This window comes from Alteromonas sp. KC3, assembly GCF_016756315.1.
Lineage (GTDB): Bacteria > Pseudomonadota > Gammaproteobacteria > Enterobacterales > Alteromonadaceae > Alteromonas.
Genome location: NZ_AP024235.1, coordinates 1981231 through 1998040 on the forward strand (window position 1 = coordinate 1981231; position 16810 = coordinate 1998040).

Annotated in this window: 16 protein-coding genes; 11 read left to right on the plus strand and 5 right to left on the minus strand. The window is 43.7% G+C overall.

The genetic code is table 11. The features are described from left to right. Window positions 1–100: 100 nt before the first annotated feature. Genes hisD through JN178_RS08860 form a run of 4 tightly spaced genes read left to right on the plus strand, consistent with a single transcriptional unit; the run spans window position 101 to window position 3841 of the window. Window positions 101–1387, plus strand: a complete 1287-nt coding sequence (hisD, locus tag JN178_RS08845) for a histidinol dehydrogenase (protein ID WP_202265373.1) — start codon at window positions 101–103, stop codon at window positions 1385–1387. Then, window positions 1380–2402, plus strand: a complete 1023-nt coding sequence (locus tag JN178_RS08850; RefSeq protein WP_131137345.1) for a LacI family DNA-binding transcriptional regulator — start codon at window positions 1380–1382, stop codon at window positions 2400–2402. Before hisD ends, JN178_RS08850 begins: the two co-directional genes overlap by 8 nt. After that, entirely contained in the window at window positions 2395–3102 is a 708-nt protein-coding gene (locus tag JN178_RS08855; RefSeq protein WP_202265375.1) for an alpha/beta fold hydrolase, read from the plus strand. The genes JN178_RS08850 and JN178_RS08855 overlap by 8 nt, the downstream gene beginning before the upstream one ends. Continuing rightward, window positions 3095–3841, plus strand: coding sequence for an HpcH/HpaI aldolase family protein (locus tag JN178_RS08860; protein WP_202265377.1), 747 nt, complete (start codon window positions 3095–3097; stop codon window positions 3839–3841). Before JN178_RS08855 ends, JN178_RS08860 begins: the two co-directional genes overlap by 8 nt. A 325-nt stretch (window positions 3842–4166) precedes the next feature. Here the strand turns inward: JN178_RS08860 and JN178_RS08865 are convergent, their stop codons facing one another. From JN178_RS08865 to JN178_RS08880, 4 genes are all read right to left on the minus strand, one after another. Further along, window positions 4167–5060 (minus strand): hypothetical protein, encoded by an 894-nt coding sequence (locus JN178_RS08865; RefSeq protein WP_202265379.1) that lies wholly within the window; start codon window positions 5058–5060, stop codon window positions 4167–4169. 321 nt (window positions 5061–5381) lie between these two features. Further along, complete coding sequence (locus JN178_RS08870) at window positions 5382–6260, minus strand: nuclear transport factor 2 family protein (protein ID WP_202265381.1); 879 nt, start codon at window positions 6258–6260, stop codon at window positions 5382–5384. Further along, the gene (locus tag JN178_RS08875; protein WP_202265383.1) at window positions 6254–7351 is read right to left on the minus strand and encodes a nuclear transport factor 2 family protein; all 1098 of its coding nucleotides are present in this window, start codon (window positions 7349–7351) and stop codon (window positions 6254–6256) included. Before JN178_RS08875 ends, JN178_RS08870 begins: the two co-directional genes overlap by 7 nt. Before the next feature lie 32 nt (window positions 7352–7383). Next, window positions 7384–8997, minus strand: a complete 1614-nt coding sequence (locus JN178_RS08880; protein ID WP_202265385.1) for a sodium:solute symporter — start codon at window positions 8995–8997, stop codon at window positions 7384–7386. A gap of 132 nt (window positions 8998–9129) precedes the next feature. On the opposite strand from JN178_RS08880, the gene JN178_RS08885 reads away from it, so the two are divergent. The 7 genes from JN178_RS08885 to JN178_RS08915 all read left to right on the plus strand — a co-directional run bounded on the left by JN178_RS08885 (window position 9130) and on the right by JN178_RS08915 (window position 16011). After that, window positions 9130–10128, plus strand: coding sequence for an ester cyclase (locus JN178_RS08885; protein WP_202265387.1), 999 nt, complete (start codon window positions 9130–9132; stop codon window positions 10126–10128). 546 nt (window positions 10129–10674) lie between these two features. Then, window positions 10675–13083: a TonB-dependent receptor gene (locus JN178_RS08890; protein WP_202265389.1), complete on the plus strand. Its 2409-nt coding sequence runs from the start codon at window positions 10675–10677 to the stop codon at window positions 13081–13083. Window positions 13084–13266: 183 nt separating this feature from the next. Beyond that, complete coding sequence (locus tag JN178_RS08895; RefSeq protein ID WP_202265391.1) at window positions 13267–13794, plus strand: ester cyclase; 528 nt, start codon at window positions 13267–13269, stop codon at window positions 13792–13794. Window positions 13795–14267: 473 nt separating this feature from the next. Beyond that, on the plus strand, window positions 14268–14441 hold the full coding sequence (locus tag JN178_RS08900) for a hypothetical protein (RefSeq protein WP_201283836.1): 174 nt from the start codon (window positions 14268–14270) through the stop codon (window positions 14439–14441). 38 nt (window positions 14442–14479) lie between these two features. Next, the gene (locus JN178_RS08905) at window positions 14480–14815 is read left to right on the plus strand and encodes an iron chaperone (protein ID WP_202265393.1); all 336 of its coding nucleotides are present in this window, start codon (window positions 14480–14482) and stop codon (window positions 14813–14815) included. 176 nt (window positions 14816–14991) lie between these two features. Continuing rightward, entirely contained in the window at window positions 14992–15351 is a 360-nt protein-coding gene (locus JN178_RS08910) for a DUF4870 domain-containing protein (RefSeq protein ID WP_442859680.1), read from the plus strand. Window positions 15352–15429: 78 nt separating this feature from the next. Continuing rightward, window positions 15430–16011 (plus strand): DJ-1/PfpI family protein, encoded by a 582-nt coding sequence (locus JN178_RS08915; RefSeq protein ID WP_202265395.1) that lies wholly within the window; start codon window positions 15430–15432, stop codon window positions 16009–16011. On the opposite strand, the gene JN178_RS08920 is transcribed toward JN178_RS08915, so the two are convergent. Next, window positions 15996–16757 carry a hypothetical protein gene (locus tag JN178_RS08920; RefSeq protein WP_202265397.1) on the minus strand — a complete coding sequence of 254 codons (762 nt, stop codon included), beginning with the start codon at window positions 16755–16757 and terminating at the stop codon, window positions 15996–15998. The two genes, JN178_RS08915 and JN178_RS08920, sit on opposite strands and share 16 nt — an antisense overlap. Between the last annotated feature and the right edge of the window lie 53 nt (window positions 16758–16810).

Genomic DNA, 16810 nt, shown 5'->3' on the forward strand with positions numbered 1-16810 from the left:
TTGCATTCGAAGTCATTCTTATGTAATTTTTGGTGAAGATCAAGATAAATATTTGTTCGATCAATGTAACATCTCATTCACCTTTGTAGAGGAATAGACCGTGATCAAGTACTTGAAGCAAGGCAAGCAAGCTGAAGAAAAAGCAATTGATAATCAAAAGGTTAAAGGAATAGTTGAAAATATAATTAGCGATATTGAAAAACGCGGAGACGAAGCTGTTTCGCAATATTCTGGTCAGTTTGATAAATGGACTCCGGAGTCTTTTGGGTTGAGTCGTGAAGAAATTGACGCATGTTATGAGCAGTTAACCGAACAAGAGATTAGCGATATCAAATGGGCCCAGGAACAAGTTCGAAACTTTGCGACCATTCAGCGTGAGTCAATGAAAGACGTTGAAGTTGAAACACTGCCCGGTGTAGTGCTTGGCCACAAAAATATTCCGGTAGATAGTGTGGGTTGTTATGTACCTGGTGGTAAGTATCCGCTGGTGGCTTCAGCACACATGAGCATTGTTACGGCAAAGGTGGCTGGTGTGAAACGGGTTATTGCTGCTACTCCTCCGTTTCAGGGTAAACCCGCACCAGCGGTAATTGTAGCCATGGACTTAGCCGGTGCGGATGAAATATATACCTTTGGCGGTGTACAGGCGATTGCTGCTATGGCTGTGGGCACTGATACTATTGAACCGGTAAGTATGATTGTTGGGCCGGGCAATGCCTTTGTGGCCGAAGCAAAACGCCAATTATTCGGGCGCATCGGTATTGATCTTTTTGCGGGTCCAACAGAAACGTTAGTTATTGCTGACGACAGTGTTGATGGCGAATTATGTGCGGCGGATTTGCTAGGGCAGGCTGAGCATGGGCTTAATTCTCCAGCCGTGTTGCTTACCAACAGCGAGCAACTGGGTAAAGATACTATGGCCGAAGTAGAGCGCCAGTTAACTATTTTACCTACTGCAGATGTGGCCTCTGTCGCATGGCGAGATTACGGTGAAGTCATTGTATGCGACACCTATGATGAAATGTTAGAGGTCGCTAACGACCTGGCATTTGAGCACGTTCAAATTATGACGAAAGACGTGCCGTACTTTCAAAAGAACATGCGTAACTTCGGTGCACTGTTTTTAGGCCCTGAAACCAATGTGTCTTACGGCGACAAATGTATTGGTACAAACCACACCCTACCCACGAAGGGCGCAGGTCGTTATACTGGAGGTCTATGGGTTGGTAAATTCTTAAAAACCTGTACATACCAGCGTGTTACGGAAGAAGCCTCAGTGATGGTTGGCGAGTATTGTTCACGTTTATGTGCAATTGAAGGTTTTGCAGGTCACAAAGAACAAGCTGACATTCGATTACGTCGTTACGGAAAAAAAATAATTGAATAAAAAAAATAGGGTGACGTCATATGACGTTGCCCACGCAGCAGGAGTCTCTCAGTCGGCAGTGTCTCGGGTATATCGCCCGGGCGTTAGCGTATCTAAGAAAACCCGTGAAAAAGTGCTAAAAGCCGCAGAGGAGTTAGGCTACAAACCTAACGCCATTGCACGCATGTTGATAAACCAAAGCACGGGCATGATTGCGGTAATTATTTCATCGCGAGCTAATGTGAACTTCCCCGAAGTGTTGGCACAGCTAAATAAACACATCGCTGAGAAAAACAAGCGGGTGCTGTTATTTACACTTGATGACGCAGAGCAGCTAGAAACGGTTATTGAGCAAATATTAGCGTACCAGGTCGACGGTGTAGTTGCGCTTACCGCGCACTTTGAACCCGACAGTGTCACGCAGTTTGCTAAACACAATATTCCAGTGGTGTTGTATAACCGTGAGCTTCCTGATCACAGTGTAAGCTCGGTATGTTGTAACCATGACCAAGGCCTTCGCATGTTGGTGGATATTCTAGTTAGCCATCATCATCAGCACTTCTTAATTATGGCTGGCCCAAAAGATTCTGATGTGGCCCGCGCAAGGTTAAGTGGTGCAAGGAATGCCTTACTATCTCATGGATTTACCGACACTAACGTGGTTTATGGCGACTACAGCTATGACTCGGCGAGAGAGTGCTTAAGTGCTTATGCCGAAAAAAATGCGCTTCCTACTGCAATTATTTGTGCCAACGACACAATGGCAATTGGTGCCATTGACGAAATACGGGAAAACCTGAATTTACGGGTACCTGAAGATATTTCAGTTGTTGGGTTTGATGGTATCAGTGCTTCTTCATGGCACAGCTACCAGCTGACGACCGTAAGTCAGCCAACCTATTTTATGACAAAAGCAGCAGTAGAAACCCTGGTTAACTTAATTGAGAGCCCTGATATACCTCCAGAGACACGTTACTGGCCGGGCAAGCTCATTGAAGGAAACTCAGTGGCCGCTGCGCCAAGAGATAATGAGTAAACTATTATTTATACCCGGAACCCTTTGTAACGGAAACGTTTTTACCAACCAAATAACGACCTTAACCAATGCTGGTCATCAGTGCATTACCTTAGAGTATGACCAGCATAACAACCTGAGCGATGTTGCCAGTCACGCGTTACGTCTTTTTGATGAAGGCGAGCCATTCAGCATTTGCGCCTTTTCAATGGGCGGTATGGTGGCGTTTGAACTTTTAGCGCGCGTTCCCGAGCGAATTGAAAAAATAGCATTGCTAGACAGCAATGCGCATGCAGACAAACCTCAAGGGCGATTAGCCAGAAGCGAGCATTTAAACTATGCCGTTTCGCATGGTTTAGAAACGCTTATTCACGATCAGTTTAGCAATGTATATCTACATAAACCCAATGAAGCATTAATGAAATTAATTGCTCAGATGGCGCAGGATACAGGAATTGAGAGTTATAAAGCCCAGCTCGAAATTCTTGCAACGCGCCCGGATGCAAGCGAACTGTTAGCTAATTGCGCACATCCAATGCTGATAATTGGCGGTTGCAACGATGTACTTTGCCCTCCTTCAGAACAGCAAAGAATGCATAGCCTGGCGGCAAATAGCGAATTGGTGCTGATTGAAGACGCGGGGCATTTCGCAATGCTTGAGCAAAGCGCACAAGTGAACTTGCATTTGTATAACTTTTTCGGAGGCGCAGCACATGCTTAAACAAGCGCTTAAAAACAAGCAAAGCCTTTTGGGTACGTTCATAAAAACGCCCCATTACAATGTAATTGAAGTATTGGCGCACGCTAGCATGGATGTATTGTGTTTAGATGCTGAGCATGCACCATTTTCAAGACAGGATTTAGACACCTGTATTCTTGCGGCTAGAGCAGGGAACATGCCTGTTCTAGTAAGAACACCAAACGATGCCCCAGAAACACTGCTAAATGTGCTAGATATGGGCGCAGACGGTGTAGTTGTGCCACATGTGAAAACGGCGGAACAGCTAAGTGCCATCGTAAGGCATTGTCACTACGGTGCTGGTGGAAGAGGCTATGCAGGTTCAAGCCGATTTGCAGGCTACACAACAAAGCCATTGAGTGAAAATTTAGAAGCGGGCAAAAACGTTAGTATTGTTGCACAGCTTGAAGATTTAGACGCAATTGACAACATAGAAGCCATTGCACACGTTGACGGTGTCGATTGCTTGTTTATAGGACGAATGGATTTAACCGTAGCGCTAGGCGAAACCAGTGCAGACGCCCCAAAAGTTAAACAAGCGGTTGAACACTTAGTTGAAGTAAGTCACAAGGCAGGAAAAGCTACGGGCATGTTCGTGGGTAATTTAGAAGAGCTGGCCTACTGGAAAGAAAAAGGTGTTTCTTTGTTCTTATTGGGTTCTGACCACGGCTTTATGCTAAGTGGCGCCAACGCACTGCGCGAGACGTTTGATAAGGCGTAAAAATACGGGGTTATACTTTTTTGTTTTGATTGGGCAGTCTTTTGGCTGCCTTTTTTATTGAAAGTTGTGAGTTTTTGTGTGGCTCTTGTATCAATTTTCTCGGTAGAGGTGCAGTGATAGATACTTGGCCGTTTTTAAAGTGCCTATGATTTGATGGAGTGAACACTCTAGTCTCGTTTTCTATTTACGCGTATTTGAATGGCAGGTGTGTGCCAAAAGCTGCCGTTCAAATATTTGCAATCAAACGGCAGAAGAGTACGTAAAGCCGACGTTCAGTATTTTAGAGAGAGCTTTAAGAACAAGACTGTCGGAGAAGCAATTATCACTAATTTTTTGAAGTTAAAACTAGGGCATCTACAAATCTAAACATTGTCCCTTGTTCAAATATTACGCCTTTTAAGGGCACACTATTTTCCTTAAAAGCACGGATAATAAACTCCTCGCCACTACAATTACGAAATAGTATGGGATACAGGGATATTCTAGGACAGTGCAAGATCCCCAGTTGTACTTGTTCAAAGTATCTACCTATGGCTGGACGCGCTAAGCTTCTCGAAAACAGAGTTGAGATGGAATATGAGCCTGTTTCTGCTTGACCATATGACAAAGCAATTGTTTCACCTGCCTTAACTGTTAACTTATCTCCGCTTACAGCTACTGTTTCCATATCGTAAAGAAAAATGGGATGTGTGTGCTCTTTAAAATCCAATAGTGCGCATGTTGTATACCAACCTACCGAATCCACGAAGTCAGATGTGCAAACGGAATCTAAGGCACTCTTCATTCTTTCTTTTAGTTCGACTCCATCATCTAAATAATGAAAACTTTCCTGATAAACACTAAAAGCTTTTGCTTCTCCAATCCATGCATTCTCAATATTGTGCTCCAAATTCCCATTTTTAATCAGGAAAAGCTGAGGGTGGCCACCTAATGCTGTTGCTAAAATAAAATCAGTTTGTTGATTGGACTCCACATGAGCATTCATCAGTAGCGGAAACAGTTCTTTGAGATCGCATATATTTTTGCTGTAGAAATCGCTAACCACCTTTTCGGCATAATGAACTACACCAGCATAAGCTATTGTTATTAAGGGATGCAGAATTGCGACCTTAAGAATAGAATTCATTGGGTTTCGTTCAATGGCTTTAGGGTCATTTAATTTTGAGTCAGCCACAATGAAAAGATCATTGCCGCTTTTTTTAGCAACCACTAGTGTCAAAATAACGCTCCGCGTACTCATATATAGAAAATGAAGTTTGTATTGAATGTACCGGAATCTGCTTAAACCTTCACTTCATTATATTTAGCCACAATCGAAAACTGTTAAAGTAAATGCGCTGCTTTTCACTGCTTTGAACTTCCGCTCCTTGCCAACAGCCGCCCCTTAAAACAAAAGAACCCACAAAAAAACTAACCCCTCAACCTCTAATCACCACTAATAGAAAGCCAAAAAAAACGACTCTACACACGGAGAGGCGCAAAATTCTAACGTATCAAATTTTAGTGACTGGAAGCTGATACGTTAGCTTAAAAAGGGTGATTAGAATGGAAGGGGAGCACCAAAGCGTTTTTCAAACGCGATAGAATCAACTACCCAGTACTCAGTAGTAATCTTATTCTCTTTAAACGTAAGCATAGTTGCGATGGGCAGGCGCACGCGTATTAGACCGTTATCAGTCTTCAGGTCTGCATCTATTCTCCATTTAACTAGCGCGTTACTTTCATCAGCTATTACTTGCTCAAGCTGGCAATAACGGCGGTGTAATTTTCCCTCAAGTTGAGTCAGCCAAGACGAGACTGAAGGGGAACCTTCTTTGTTTAACACTTGGCTATTTACGCTAATATGGGGAGCGTCACTGTATAGTACTTTGATGCCAGCCGTGTCGAAGCCTTGCCACACTTGCCACCATTGCGACAGTAGCGCCTTGCTCTTATCGCTAGTGTTACTTGCAACCACATCGTTAATGCCCGCATGGGTTGTCTTAAGATGAAGTTGAGGGTCAAATTCGCTAAGCTGTAATGGGTCTGGCTCGGGCCAAAAAGGTAGCGACATCGAGTTGTCATAGCCAGGGGCTTCTCTTGTATTGTAGTGTGCCGCAAGTGAAGCACTGTCTACCCATTGAAGCAATTGCTTGATAGCGCCATTGCGATGTTCGCATTCTACAATAAAGTATGTGGTGGTCGATGCTGATGAAAGACAAAATACGCCTGCTTCAACATCACCACTTTGCACCTTTGCGCATAATTCAACGGTCTCAAAATGCGTTGTAATATCAAGCCAATTAGCCATTAAACCCCGTTGCTGAATTGGCCCGTAGTGCAGTCTTTCTCCTAAAAGCCAGCGGCTTGAATGAAGCAAGGCAGCGGTAAGTGTTTGTGTGTCTTGTTTTTCTAGCAACTGCTGAATTGTGCTTAACATGCGTATGCCTCCGTCGCTTGTGGTAGTTTGCGAATAAGGTTTGCCAACGCTGCTACTTCGTCAAACACCGTAAACTCCTTGGCTATTACACCGTCTTCAATCTCAAAATGAGTTGCACCTAAAATGTAATGGGGTTGCTGATTAAACTGCGCATATTTGCTTTGTGTAGCATTGTAATGACCTGCCAGTCCCCACCTAAGCGCAATGTTCACGCGATTGTCGTCGTAATGGGTAACGCAAATGTGATCTACTACCATGTTGGCGTCTGGGCAACTGGCCAAGTAATTAATGAACATGCCGCCAATAGCTGCATTGCCAGTGGCTTGGCGTCCGCCCGGCCACTGCACTGACGCATTAGGTTTATAAAAGTCAGAGAGCTTATTGAACATGCGCTTATTGAAGATTTGGTCGGCCCATGATTTGGCAAAGTCGCCCCACGGCTTGTCTTGCTCTGGCAATGCTTCCCAGCGCGATGCCTCGTTAGCACATGTTCGCGCGTACTCTTCATTTAGCCATTGGGTAAACGTGCTCGAAACAGGAAACTTGGCTTGAAACGCTGCTGCATCGTCTAGCTCAATACCAAGCTGAGCGATAAGAAAGCTATTGTCTCGCATTAGCCATTCGTAAAAAATCTTATTGTCTCTGCACATGCAGTCTGCAATGGTGGTAACACGCCCGGTTTTGCCTGTTGGCGCGCCAAATTCAGAGGGGCCTTTATTGGTCATAATACTGGTGATACGGTGCGACGAATAATACACATCGTTGGCTTCTTCACGGTAAATAACGTCTTCACCTATAAGCGACCTGTCAGGGAAGGCGGCAATGGTTTTTAACGTATTTTGAACCACCACATCAACACTGTCAGCATAACCGCCAAGCGTATGTACCGGGCAGTAGTCAGCATAATAATCGTAGCAAGCACCAATGTTTTTTTGCTCCCAAATACGATGGGTTATGCGCAAAATATAGTCTGCTAAGTCGACAAACTCTTCATCGAAACCTGCTAAGGTTTGCGTTTTACTTCGTGCAGGGTCCAGCATGTCATGCAGCGGCTGCCAATACACCGTTTTTGCTATGGATGTTTCGCTCATAGAATCTCCCTCAAAAGCGCTGAGTTTGGCTTTTAAAACATAAATTGAATTGAAAATAAGAACACGAGTGTGAGTAAGAAGAACCCAAACAATATGTAGTTGATTGGGTCTACGCGGCCGGGTACGCGATACCATCCTTGCTCTTTCTCATCGAGACCTTCGCGCGCGAAGTGTTGCTGCTGCCCTTTAATGGTATAAGCGTTGTATTCGGTTTGAACGCCATCGATAAGGCGACTAGCAATCATAGACACCACAATGTTGGCACTTGCACCTATGATGCAGTACCAAGGCCACGCGATATCTGTATTTAAGGCCACTAAGGTCACAACAATAAAGCCGCTTAAGGTGCCAATGATTAGGCCATTTTCGGTTGTTTGTTTAGAGAAGAACCCTAAGAAGAACATGCCCATTTGTGCACCTACAAAATAGGAGCCTACTTTAGACAAAATTTCTAAAATTGAGCCTTCACTGAATAGGTGGTAGCCAATTGCTGGAAAAATAATAACTACGGCGAAGAACAAGGTGAAAATACGTGAAGCCCTAAGGTAATGAGCGTCCGACGCGTCTTTCTTGAAGTATTTGATGTAGAAATCGATAGTTGCCACTGTCGATAGCGAGTTAAATGAGGAGTCTAGGCTAGACATGGAAGCGGCCATAACCGCGGCTGCAATAATGCCCATTAAACCCGGCAAGCCGTAATCGGTTGCGAACTGCAAAATGATTGTGTTGCTGTTTTCGAAGGTTTTGCCTTGATAAAAGTCGTAGAACAACACGCCAAGTACAATGAAAAAGAAGTAGATGAAGAACGCGCAGAAACCCATTAATAAATAAGACTTTTTGGCGTCACCAATATTCTTGGCAGCCAACGTTCGCTGTACCATCATTTGGTTGGTGCCGTAAACGGTGATGTGGTACAGCGTCATAGCAATAATGCCGCTCCACACTGTAGTTTCTTCAGTAAAGTCGAAGTCCCAATTAAGTGGGTTTAATTTACCCTGAGCTTTAAGCTCGCTCATTGATGAAGATAGCGTAGTGTCGCCGCTTTCAAGCAGGGCGTACATAATAATGCCCGCGCCCACAAATAAGATCACTGACTGTATAACGTCAGTCCAAATTACGGCAGTAATGCCGCCCATCATGGTGTAGATAAGTGCTATAGCAGTAACTATAACTATAGACCACACTACAGGTACGCCAGTAATGAACGACAACACAAGAGAGGTAGCATAAAGAATAGCTGCTGAACTCATGATTTGGCTTAGCATGAAAATGCTAGATACCATGGCGCGGGCACGCTTGCCGAAACGCCGTTCTTGGTAATCGTAAATGGACGCGACACCCGCGTTATAGAAGAATGGGAAAAAGAATATGATTACAGCCATGATGACGAGAGGGTAGTTCAAATGAAGTGCTATAACAGATAGCCCCTCTGAATAAGCCCAGGCTGGTGCCCCAAGAAACGTCATGGCGCTAACGTATGTGGCAATGACCGAAATACCGATTGCCCACCACGGAGTTTGTTTTTGACCGAGATAAAAATCGTCGGAATTTTTTATATTTTTACCAATCACCAAACCCAGCAACAGGTTCGCAATGATGTACCCGCCTAAGATAGACCAGTTTAAAACGCCAAAATTTTCAGTCATATTCTTTACTCTGCCTGCTTAATAAGCGCGCTTTCTATTTACAATAATATTCAACCTAATACATAATGACTTCGAAGTCATTAATTATTTCAGGCCAGTATTAACAATTTTTTAAACAAAGAGGCGTAAGTCATGAGTTTTAATAGTGAAAAAGCCGTTGTCAGATCCTATCAAGCCGCTTTTGACAAAGGTGAGGCAAGTGATGTTAAAGGCGTAGTGAAATCGTATGTTGATGAAAATGCGAAGATTTATGCCTGCTATCCGTTTGATAAATGTTCGACTCCAGCAGAATTAGTGAAAGAGTTGTGGGAGCCGTTAAAACAGAGTTTTACGCGTATGAAGCGCCGTGAGGACGTATTCATGGCGGGAGATAACAGCGCCGGCGAAGGCAAGTGGGTTATGTCGATGGGTCACTTTGCTGGACTGTTCGACAAGCCGTTTCTTGGTATTAGAAGTACGGGGAAACTGGCTTTTTTACGGTATGCCGAGTTTTTTGAAGTATGTGAAAATAAGATAGTTAGCCACGCTATTTTCTTCGACTTAATTGCACTAATGCAGCAAGTTGGGCTTAATCCTTTGCCCGTAGAAACAGGCCATACGTTTGTTTATCCAGGGCCATGTGATCACAACGGTTTACTGTTTGAAGAGCAAGATCCTCAGGAGTCTAAAAAAACCATTGAGCTGGTTGAAGAAATGGTAAGAGACCTAGATTCTTTGAACAAATCGGGTAACGACAACTGTCCTCCAGAGCTTCTCGCCAAATGCTGGAGTGAAGATATGGTGTGGTACGGGCCAGCGGGAATAGGGGCTACATTTACTATCGAGCGCTACCAGCAGCAACATCAATTTCCTTTTCGTAAAGGACTGAAAGATAAAGTTTTTAATGGTCATGTGGCGCGATTTAGTGAAGGCAGTTTTGCCTGTTTCTTTGGCTGGCCTAACCTATCGAATACGGCTGGTGGCGGATTGTTCGGCATGCCTGCTTCGGGTATACGTGCCGACATGCGAGTGGTCGATGTGTACTATCGCGAAGGGGATAAATTACTGGAAAACTGGGTGTTGATGGATGTGCCTTATTGGTTAAAACAGCAAGGATTAGATATCTTAACGCGCACTACCACCTACAGTTAAGCTAACAATACTAAAGGCTTTATACCTGAAATTGGTGTACTGACTGACGTCATTTTCCCTCGAAGCTACCTAGCAAAATTCTCGTTTTTGCTAGGTGGGCTTTCTGATAACCCAAGCTATCTTAAGTGCACTTTCTTATCTATTTCCACTAATGCTTAGCTTATGCATCGGCATTCGTTTTCTATCCTTTCGAGTGCCATTTTTCTATTCAGATCCTACCATTCATTTTTGACTTGAAGTCTTTCTTTATACTTCGGAATCTTATTTTTATTATCATTGCTAACGCTCGTTATTTGAAGATAAATCCTTTTATAACATGTGTTTATTTGTTTAAAGTATATTTAAACAAAAAATTAAAATTCATGAATTAACAATATTTGAACATTTTTATTGACTTCGAAGTAAATTGAGTTGTATGTTTGTTTAGACCAAGAATTAAACAACCTAGTATGATGTTGTCACAGGCAGGGTCATCAAAGGCTTGATAAACGCAGGGCACTAACAGGTTACTGCAGATAAGGTTTTATTAATCCGGGAACTATCACGATGAAGCAAGACCAACGAAAGTACCATACAACATACCTCTCCCGCGCTATTCAAAGTGCACTTCTTATCAGCGTTAGTTTTTGCGCTAGCGCCCAACAAGAAACCCCTGACAGCGAAGCTAAAACAGCGGGCGTTGAACGTATTGAAGTAACAGCAAACCGACAATCTCAAGATTTGCAGGAAGTATCGTCTTCTGTGAGCGCGTTAGGTGCAGATGATATTTTGCGTAACGGCATTGAAAATATTAGTGGTCTTGAAAACGTTGTTCCCGGATTAAGAATAGGCAGCTCAGGTGGTGAAGTTCGTCCCGCTATGCGTGGTGCTCGTACCAACGAAGTTGGCGTGGCCGGTACAGGTATTGCTGAACAAGTTGTTGGTATTTTCCAAGATGGTATTTATGTGCCAACGACCACAGGTGGCTTAGGGGCTTACGTTGATATTGAGCGCATTGAAGTACTGCGCGGGCCGCAGGGAACGCTGTATGGAAGAAATACATTTGCAGGTAGTATCAACGTTATCTCAAAGCAGCCTGAACTTGGCTATACCAGTGGTTCTGTGAAACTTACTCATGGTAGCTATGACCGTTCGGCCTATGAAGCTATTTTAAACTTGCCGCTAAGTGATAAAGCTGCTACGCGCTTTGTCATGAGTCACGACCGTCATGACGGCATGATCGAAAACCATTTCTTGCCGGGCTCGTCAGACGATTTACGCGAAAAGAACCAATTCTACTTACGTAACACGACTAAATACGAATTCTCAGACGATGTTACTGCATTGCTTCGCCTTGATTACAGTAAGAAAGACGCAAACTCAGAAGCGATTTGGGGTTACCAACAAATTGCGGGTTATCAAATTTCTGAAACCTCACCGGGGTCGGGCGTTTACAACCCTATTGCTACGGTAACACCTGGCCACATTTATCAGCCTGCTGATGCTGAGCGAGATGATGAAGGCCCATACGATGTATACAGAAATGCGGTGTCTTTCGATAACCAAGAAGCATGGTCGGCAACCTTGACACTTGACTGGGCGATGGACTGGGCAAACGCAAAGTGGACCACCAATTATTCTGAACTGTCAGGCGAGCAATTCTACGATAACGACTATAGCGATGGTGGCTTAGACTTTGTTGGTGGCTTTGGACGTCAGGACGATCAAAAAGCGTTTTCTACCGAACTACAGTTGTCATCTGTTGAAAGCGATAGCCCGTTTTCTTGGATAGCAGGCGTTTATTTGTTCTCGCAAGAAGCGGATTGGGAATGGCTGTGGCGTGAGGATACAACCGGAAACGGTGAGCCAGATTCTATTACGGTTCCTTCGTGGGGAAATCCAAATCACGACCCGCATGAAGTCGACTCTGTAGCCGTATTTGGCCAAGCTCGTTATCAACTTAACGACAGCAACCGCTTATTGGTTGGCCTTCGCTACAACAAAGACGAGAAGACATTTACAGGCGATTCAATTCCCGATTGGGACGACTCAGCGGTATTGTGGAAGTTAGCTTATGAGCTAGATGTTGCAAAAGACATGATGGTCTATGCCAGTGCAGCAACAGGTTATCGTACTGGTGGTGCTAACGACGCGAGGGTGGTAGCGCGTGGTGCCGATCCGCTATACGACAATGAAGAAGTTATTTCTTACGAAATTGGCCTGAAGAGCTTTTTATTCGATAACACCGTTCGGTTTAACGTTTCTGCTTTTGCAAACCAATACGATGACGTGAAAGCGCAGCTGTTTGCAGTATCGTGTAACGACACAACAACTGACTTAACCGTGGCACAGTGCGTTTCTACTGGCGTTAGTACAACCTTTGAATACTATGAAAACGGTGGTCAGGTTGATACCTACGGGTTAGAAGCTGATTTGGAATGGCGCCCACTAAGCGAGTTAACGTTAAATGCAACCTTGGCGCTTCTTAACGCCGAGTTCGCTGACGACTTTGCGGTAGGTAATTCTCAACTTCAGCCATTACTTGGGTTAGGCAATGTTGATGGTCGTCAGGATATAAACGATCCAAATAGCCAGTTTAGCTTTGCGGGTTACTCTCCAGCTATGTCACCAGATTATACGCTGGGTCTAAGCGCAAGGTATGAGTACTCATTGCCAAATGGCGGTTACTTAACGCCTTATCTTCATGTGAACTTTGTTGATGATCACTACGCGTTTGATATCAATATTCCTGAAACAAAAGTAGATGCTCACGCCATGGTAACGGCTCGCATCTCTTGGGAAGTAAATGAAAACTTAAACGTCGATTTCTTTGCAAATAACCTGACGGATGAAGAAGTGCTTACTCGTGCAGTGGTTCAGTCTCAAGTGCTTAATGGGCTGCCTATTAACTCCATTCAGGCAAACTGGAATAACCCGCGTACATATGGCGTAAGCTTACAGTACAAGTTCGACTAACACGTGTAGCGCAGTGCGCTATTTTAAACGCTGAACAAACTGGGCAATCACTAGGGTGATGAGCCCAGTTTTGGTTCTTAGCGCTGAATATCTACTTTACGCTCTGTTTCAAAACCCTAATTACGCATTCTTTTAACAGAGCTTTTAATATGCAGTACTCAACACTTTTTTGGGAGATATGAGATGAAAGGTTCACGTCCAGAACAAGGTATTCTTACAAAAGACAACGACTTGTCAAAAACGCAGGAAACCATTGATACCATTGACGCTATGGTCGATGGATTAAATGATCATGATATCGACAATATGGGCCGTTTCTTCAGCGAGAACTTTCGCTGGATGGGCAATGCAGGTTGCGGTTTCAAACAAGGGTTAAAAGAGTTTCAAGACAACTGGCAGCGACCGTTTCAGGCTGCGTTTTCTGATAAAGTTTGTATAGATGAAGCTCGCGTCACACAAGGTGAGTGGTGCGCTGCGTTTGGTCGCCAAGAAGCGGTTCACACTGGGACCTTTATGGGAATAGAGCCTACTGGTAAAAAAGTCGAAATTCGCTATATGGATTTTTGGAAAGTGGTAGACGGTAAAATTGTAGATAACTGGGTTAACGTTGACTTTCCCTACATTATGCAGCAGCTAGGTGTAGATCCGTTCAACGGGCACGGGTGGGAAAACCGTGATTCAGGAAAAATGCCAGTGCAAAACGGTCAATAGCACCTTTCAATAGTAAGCCGGGAAGCTTAGGAAAATAAAAACACCACCTTTGTAAATTACTGTTTCGACTAAAATCCAGCGGTCCATCGTTTACTACTATTTAATACAGGAGATAAGCGATGGTCTTTGATCGGGTATGGTTAAAAATGCAGGGTTTGCTACAACCACTGGAGAAATAGGTGCGTTGGAACGATTGAGCATACAAGTATGTACAAAGCTTCCGCCCGCAGAGTGCCGGTAAGGTACAAATGTTCTTATTTACAAAGACATGCGAAACCACTGTGAAACGCCACCGATGATTTGTAAAACAAAATTAGCAGACGCACCGTGTATTTGGTGTATTGCTGTACAAAAACTTACAAAATTAAGCGGTATCAGTGCCTTGGTTTTAGACCTAAACGCCATAGTTGTGACTATAATAACGTTGTTTAACGCGCTATAGGTTTGCGCGTGATGATAAATAAGGAAGTCGTATGAAAGCGCTTGGTCGTCTTGCACTTATATTGGTTTTGTTGTTTGCTGCATTATTCTTCTACAGCATGGGGATGAAGTCGGGTGCGTTTCTGTTCATTTTGCTTGGTTTCTTGTGCGAAGCTGGGTTTTGGTTGGGAATATTTCCACTTAAGCGAAACAAAACGAGTTCATAGCAAAGTACCTTTCCCAATTTCACAATGTGGGGTGATATATGACAGTGAATGAGTATATGCAGGGCCTTGTGGAACGCCGTCGTCAAAAGGTTCAGTTGCTGTCTGACCTTATTCTCTCGCTCTATCCCAATGCAGAAGTTTCAATGAAGTATAAAATGCCTACGTTCTCTATAGACGCTGGCTGGGTGGCGATTGCCAATCAAAAAAATTACGTATCGCTATATACTTGCTCTGCGCAGCACCTAGAACAATTTAAGCAATGTTACCCTATGATCAAAACAGGTACAGGTTGCATCAACTTCAAAGATAAGGATGATTTGCCGATTGACGCGTTAAAGCAGGTCATAACAAGTGCAATGGATTTCGGCCACTAACGGTGCATGTTTATCAACTTAAACGCGCTACAGATCTTTGAGGTGATGATAAGACAAATACAAATATCGATGTGGTGATTAGTTCCGAAGTCGATTAAAGTATAAATAATACGCACAAAACAAGATCATGTAGAAGCGTCAGATTTATAAAATTCATAAAAAAGGAAGCGATATCAATGGAAGAAAAAATGTATTGGGGAATGACGAGTCGTACTTACTGCACGGTAATTCACCTTAGCCAGCTAACGAGCTTTATTATTCCAGGGCTTGGGCTCATCTTACCTATTGTCCTGTGGATTGCGAATAAAGATCAGGATGAGGCAATAAATCAACACGGCAGAGTTACCGCAAATTGGCTTTTGAGTTTACTTGTTTACTCTGTGATTTGTACGGTACTTGCTTTTATTCTTATCGGCTTTATCGGCTTTGCTATTTTAGGTTTACTCAACCTTATTTTTGCTATTGTTGCAGCGATGAAAGCGAACAACGGTGAATTGTGGCCATACCCTTTAAGCATTCAGTTTTTCAAGGGCTGATAGAAATAACAACAGTAAGATGCCTGAGGTGTTAAATCAGGCATCGGTCTATGTACTTGGAAACGGTTTGGGGATAACGTGAATATCGGTATTTTTATCTATGATAAGGCTGAAGTGCTAGATATTGGTGGACCGTTTGAAGTATTCAGCGTTGCTAAGCGGTTGGTTGAAGAAACGTGGAATATCTTTACCATATCTGATGCTAAACATACGATTTATGCGCGTGGAAACCTGCCGATAGTGCCACATTATTCTATATCCAATCACCCACCACTCGACATCTTGTGCGTAGTGGGAGGTGAACATTTTGCGATGTTAGATAATGAACGTGTTCTGAGGTGGCTTAGGCATTGCAACGATACAACCTCAATCACCTGCAGTGTCTGTACCGGCGCGTTTATACTCGCCGCTGCCGATGTTTATAAAGCTATGCCGGTCACCACACATTGGGAAGATCAAGAGTCGCTACAGACAATGTTCCCACAGCTTGATGTTGTAAGAGACAAGCGCTGGGTACATCACGGTAAATATATTTCTTCAGGTGGCATTTCGGCAGGGATAGATATGAGTCTTTATGTGGTCTCAACGTTGAGTGGTCTTGATGCTGCTAGGGCCGTGGCTCGACAAATGGAATATGATTGGCATTACTTAGGTGAGTAACGTGTATTATTGATATGCCGTTTAAGAGATTCCTCGTACAAGTCCTGCGCTAAAAACTCCCTTATGTAGTTATTGAGCACATTTCTCGCTTCAACCTGAGACGGATGCATTATTAATCTTGCCGCCACAACACTTGTTGGAGTCTCAGAGCGGTGAAACGGTATCCCTTTAAACATATCTTGTAGCTGCAATGCCCTCATATTTTTCACATTTAGCTCGGCAGCGTCACATCTTCCAAGTAACACCATTTTAAGCATGGTCTCATGGTTAGACGAATCGATTCGAACAAGGTTTCCTTCATCAAACCAAGGTTGAAGGCCGGGGTAGTGAAACCCTCGTCTTGTGCATATTCGAGCGTGGGTGTGAGCGTTTGCCCCAAAACCTGTTGGCAAAGGTTTGTGGGAATAAAGGTAGCTTTTATGTAAAAAAATGGGGTCAGTCGCAATAAAACGCTCGGGTTCATCTAACCATTCAAGGCTTGAATAAAACATATCTAGCTGACCTTCAGCAACAAACGTTTCACTTCTGCTTCTATGAGAGTCAACATAAGCCACTTCTATCGCATTGTCATTTTCTGCGGTGGTCAAAATGTCGGGAATCACTCCTACGTAGTGCTTTTGGGCAGCGTCGAAGTACAAATGTGGGGGAGTACCTGGCGAATTAATGGCAAGTGTAAGTTTGATGGGGGTAGCGTATGCTTTAACGCTCGCTAAATAAACTGCGATGATTAACAAGAAGCGAATCATACTTAAAACCTCTACTAGCAGTACTTCACCTTATTTTAAAGAGTGACAAAGCC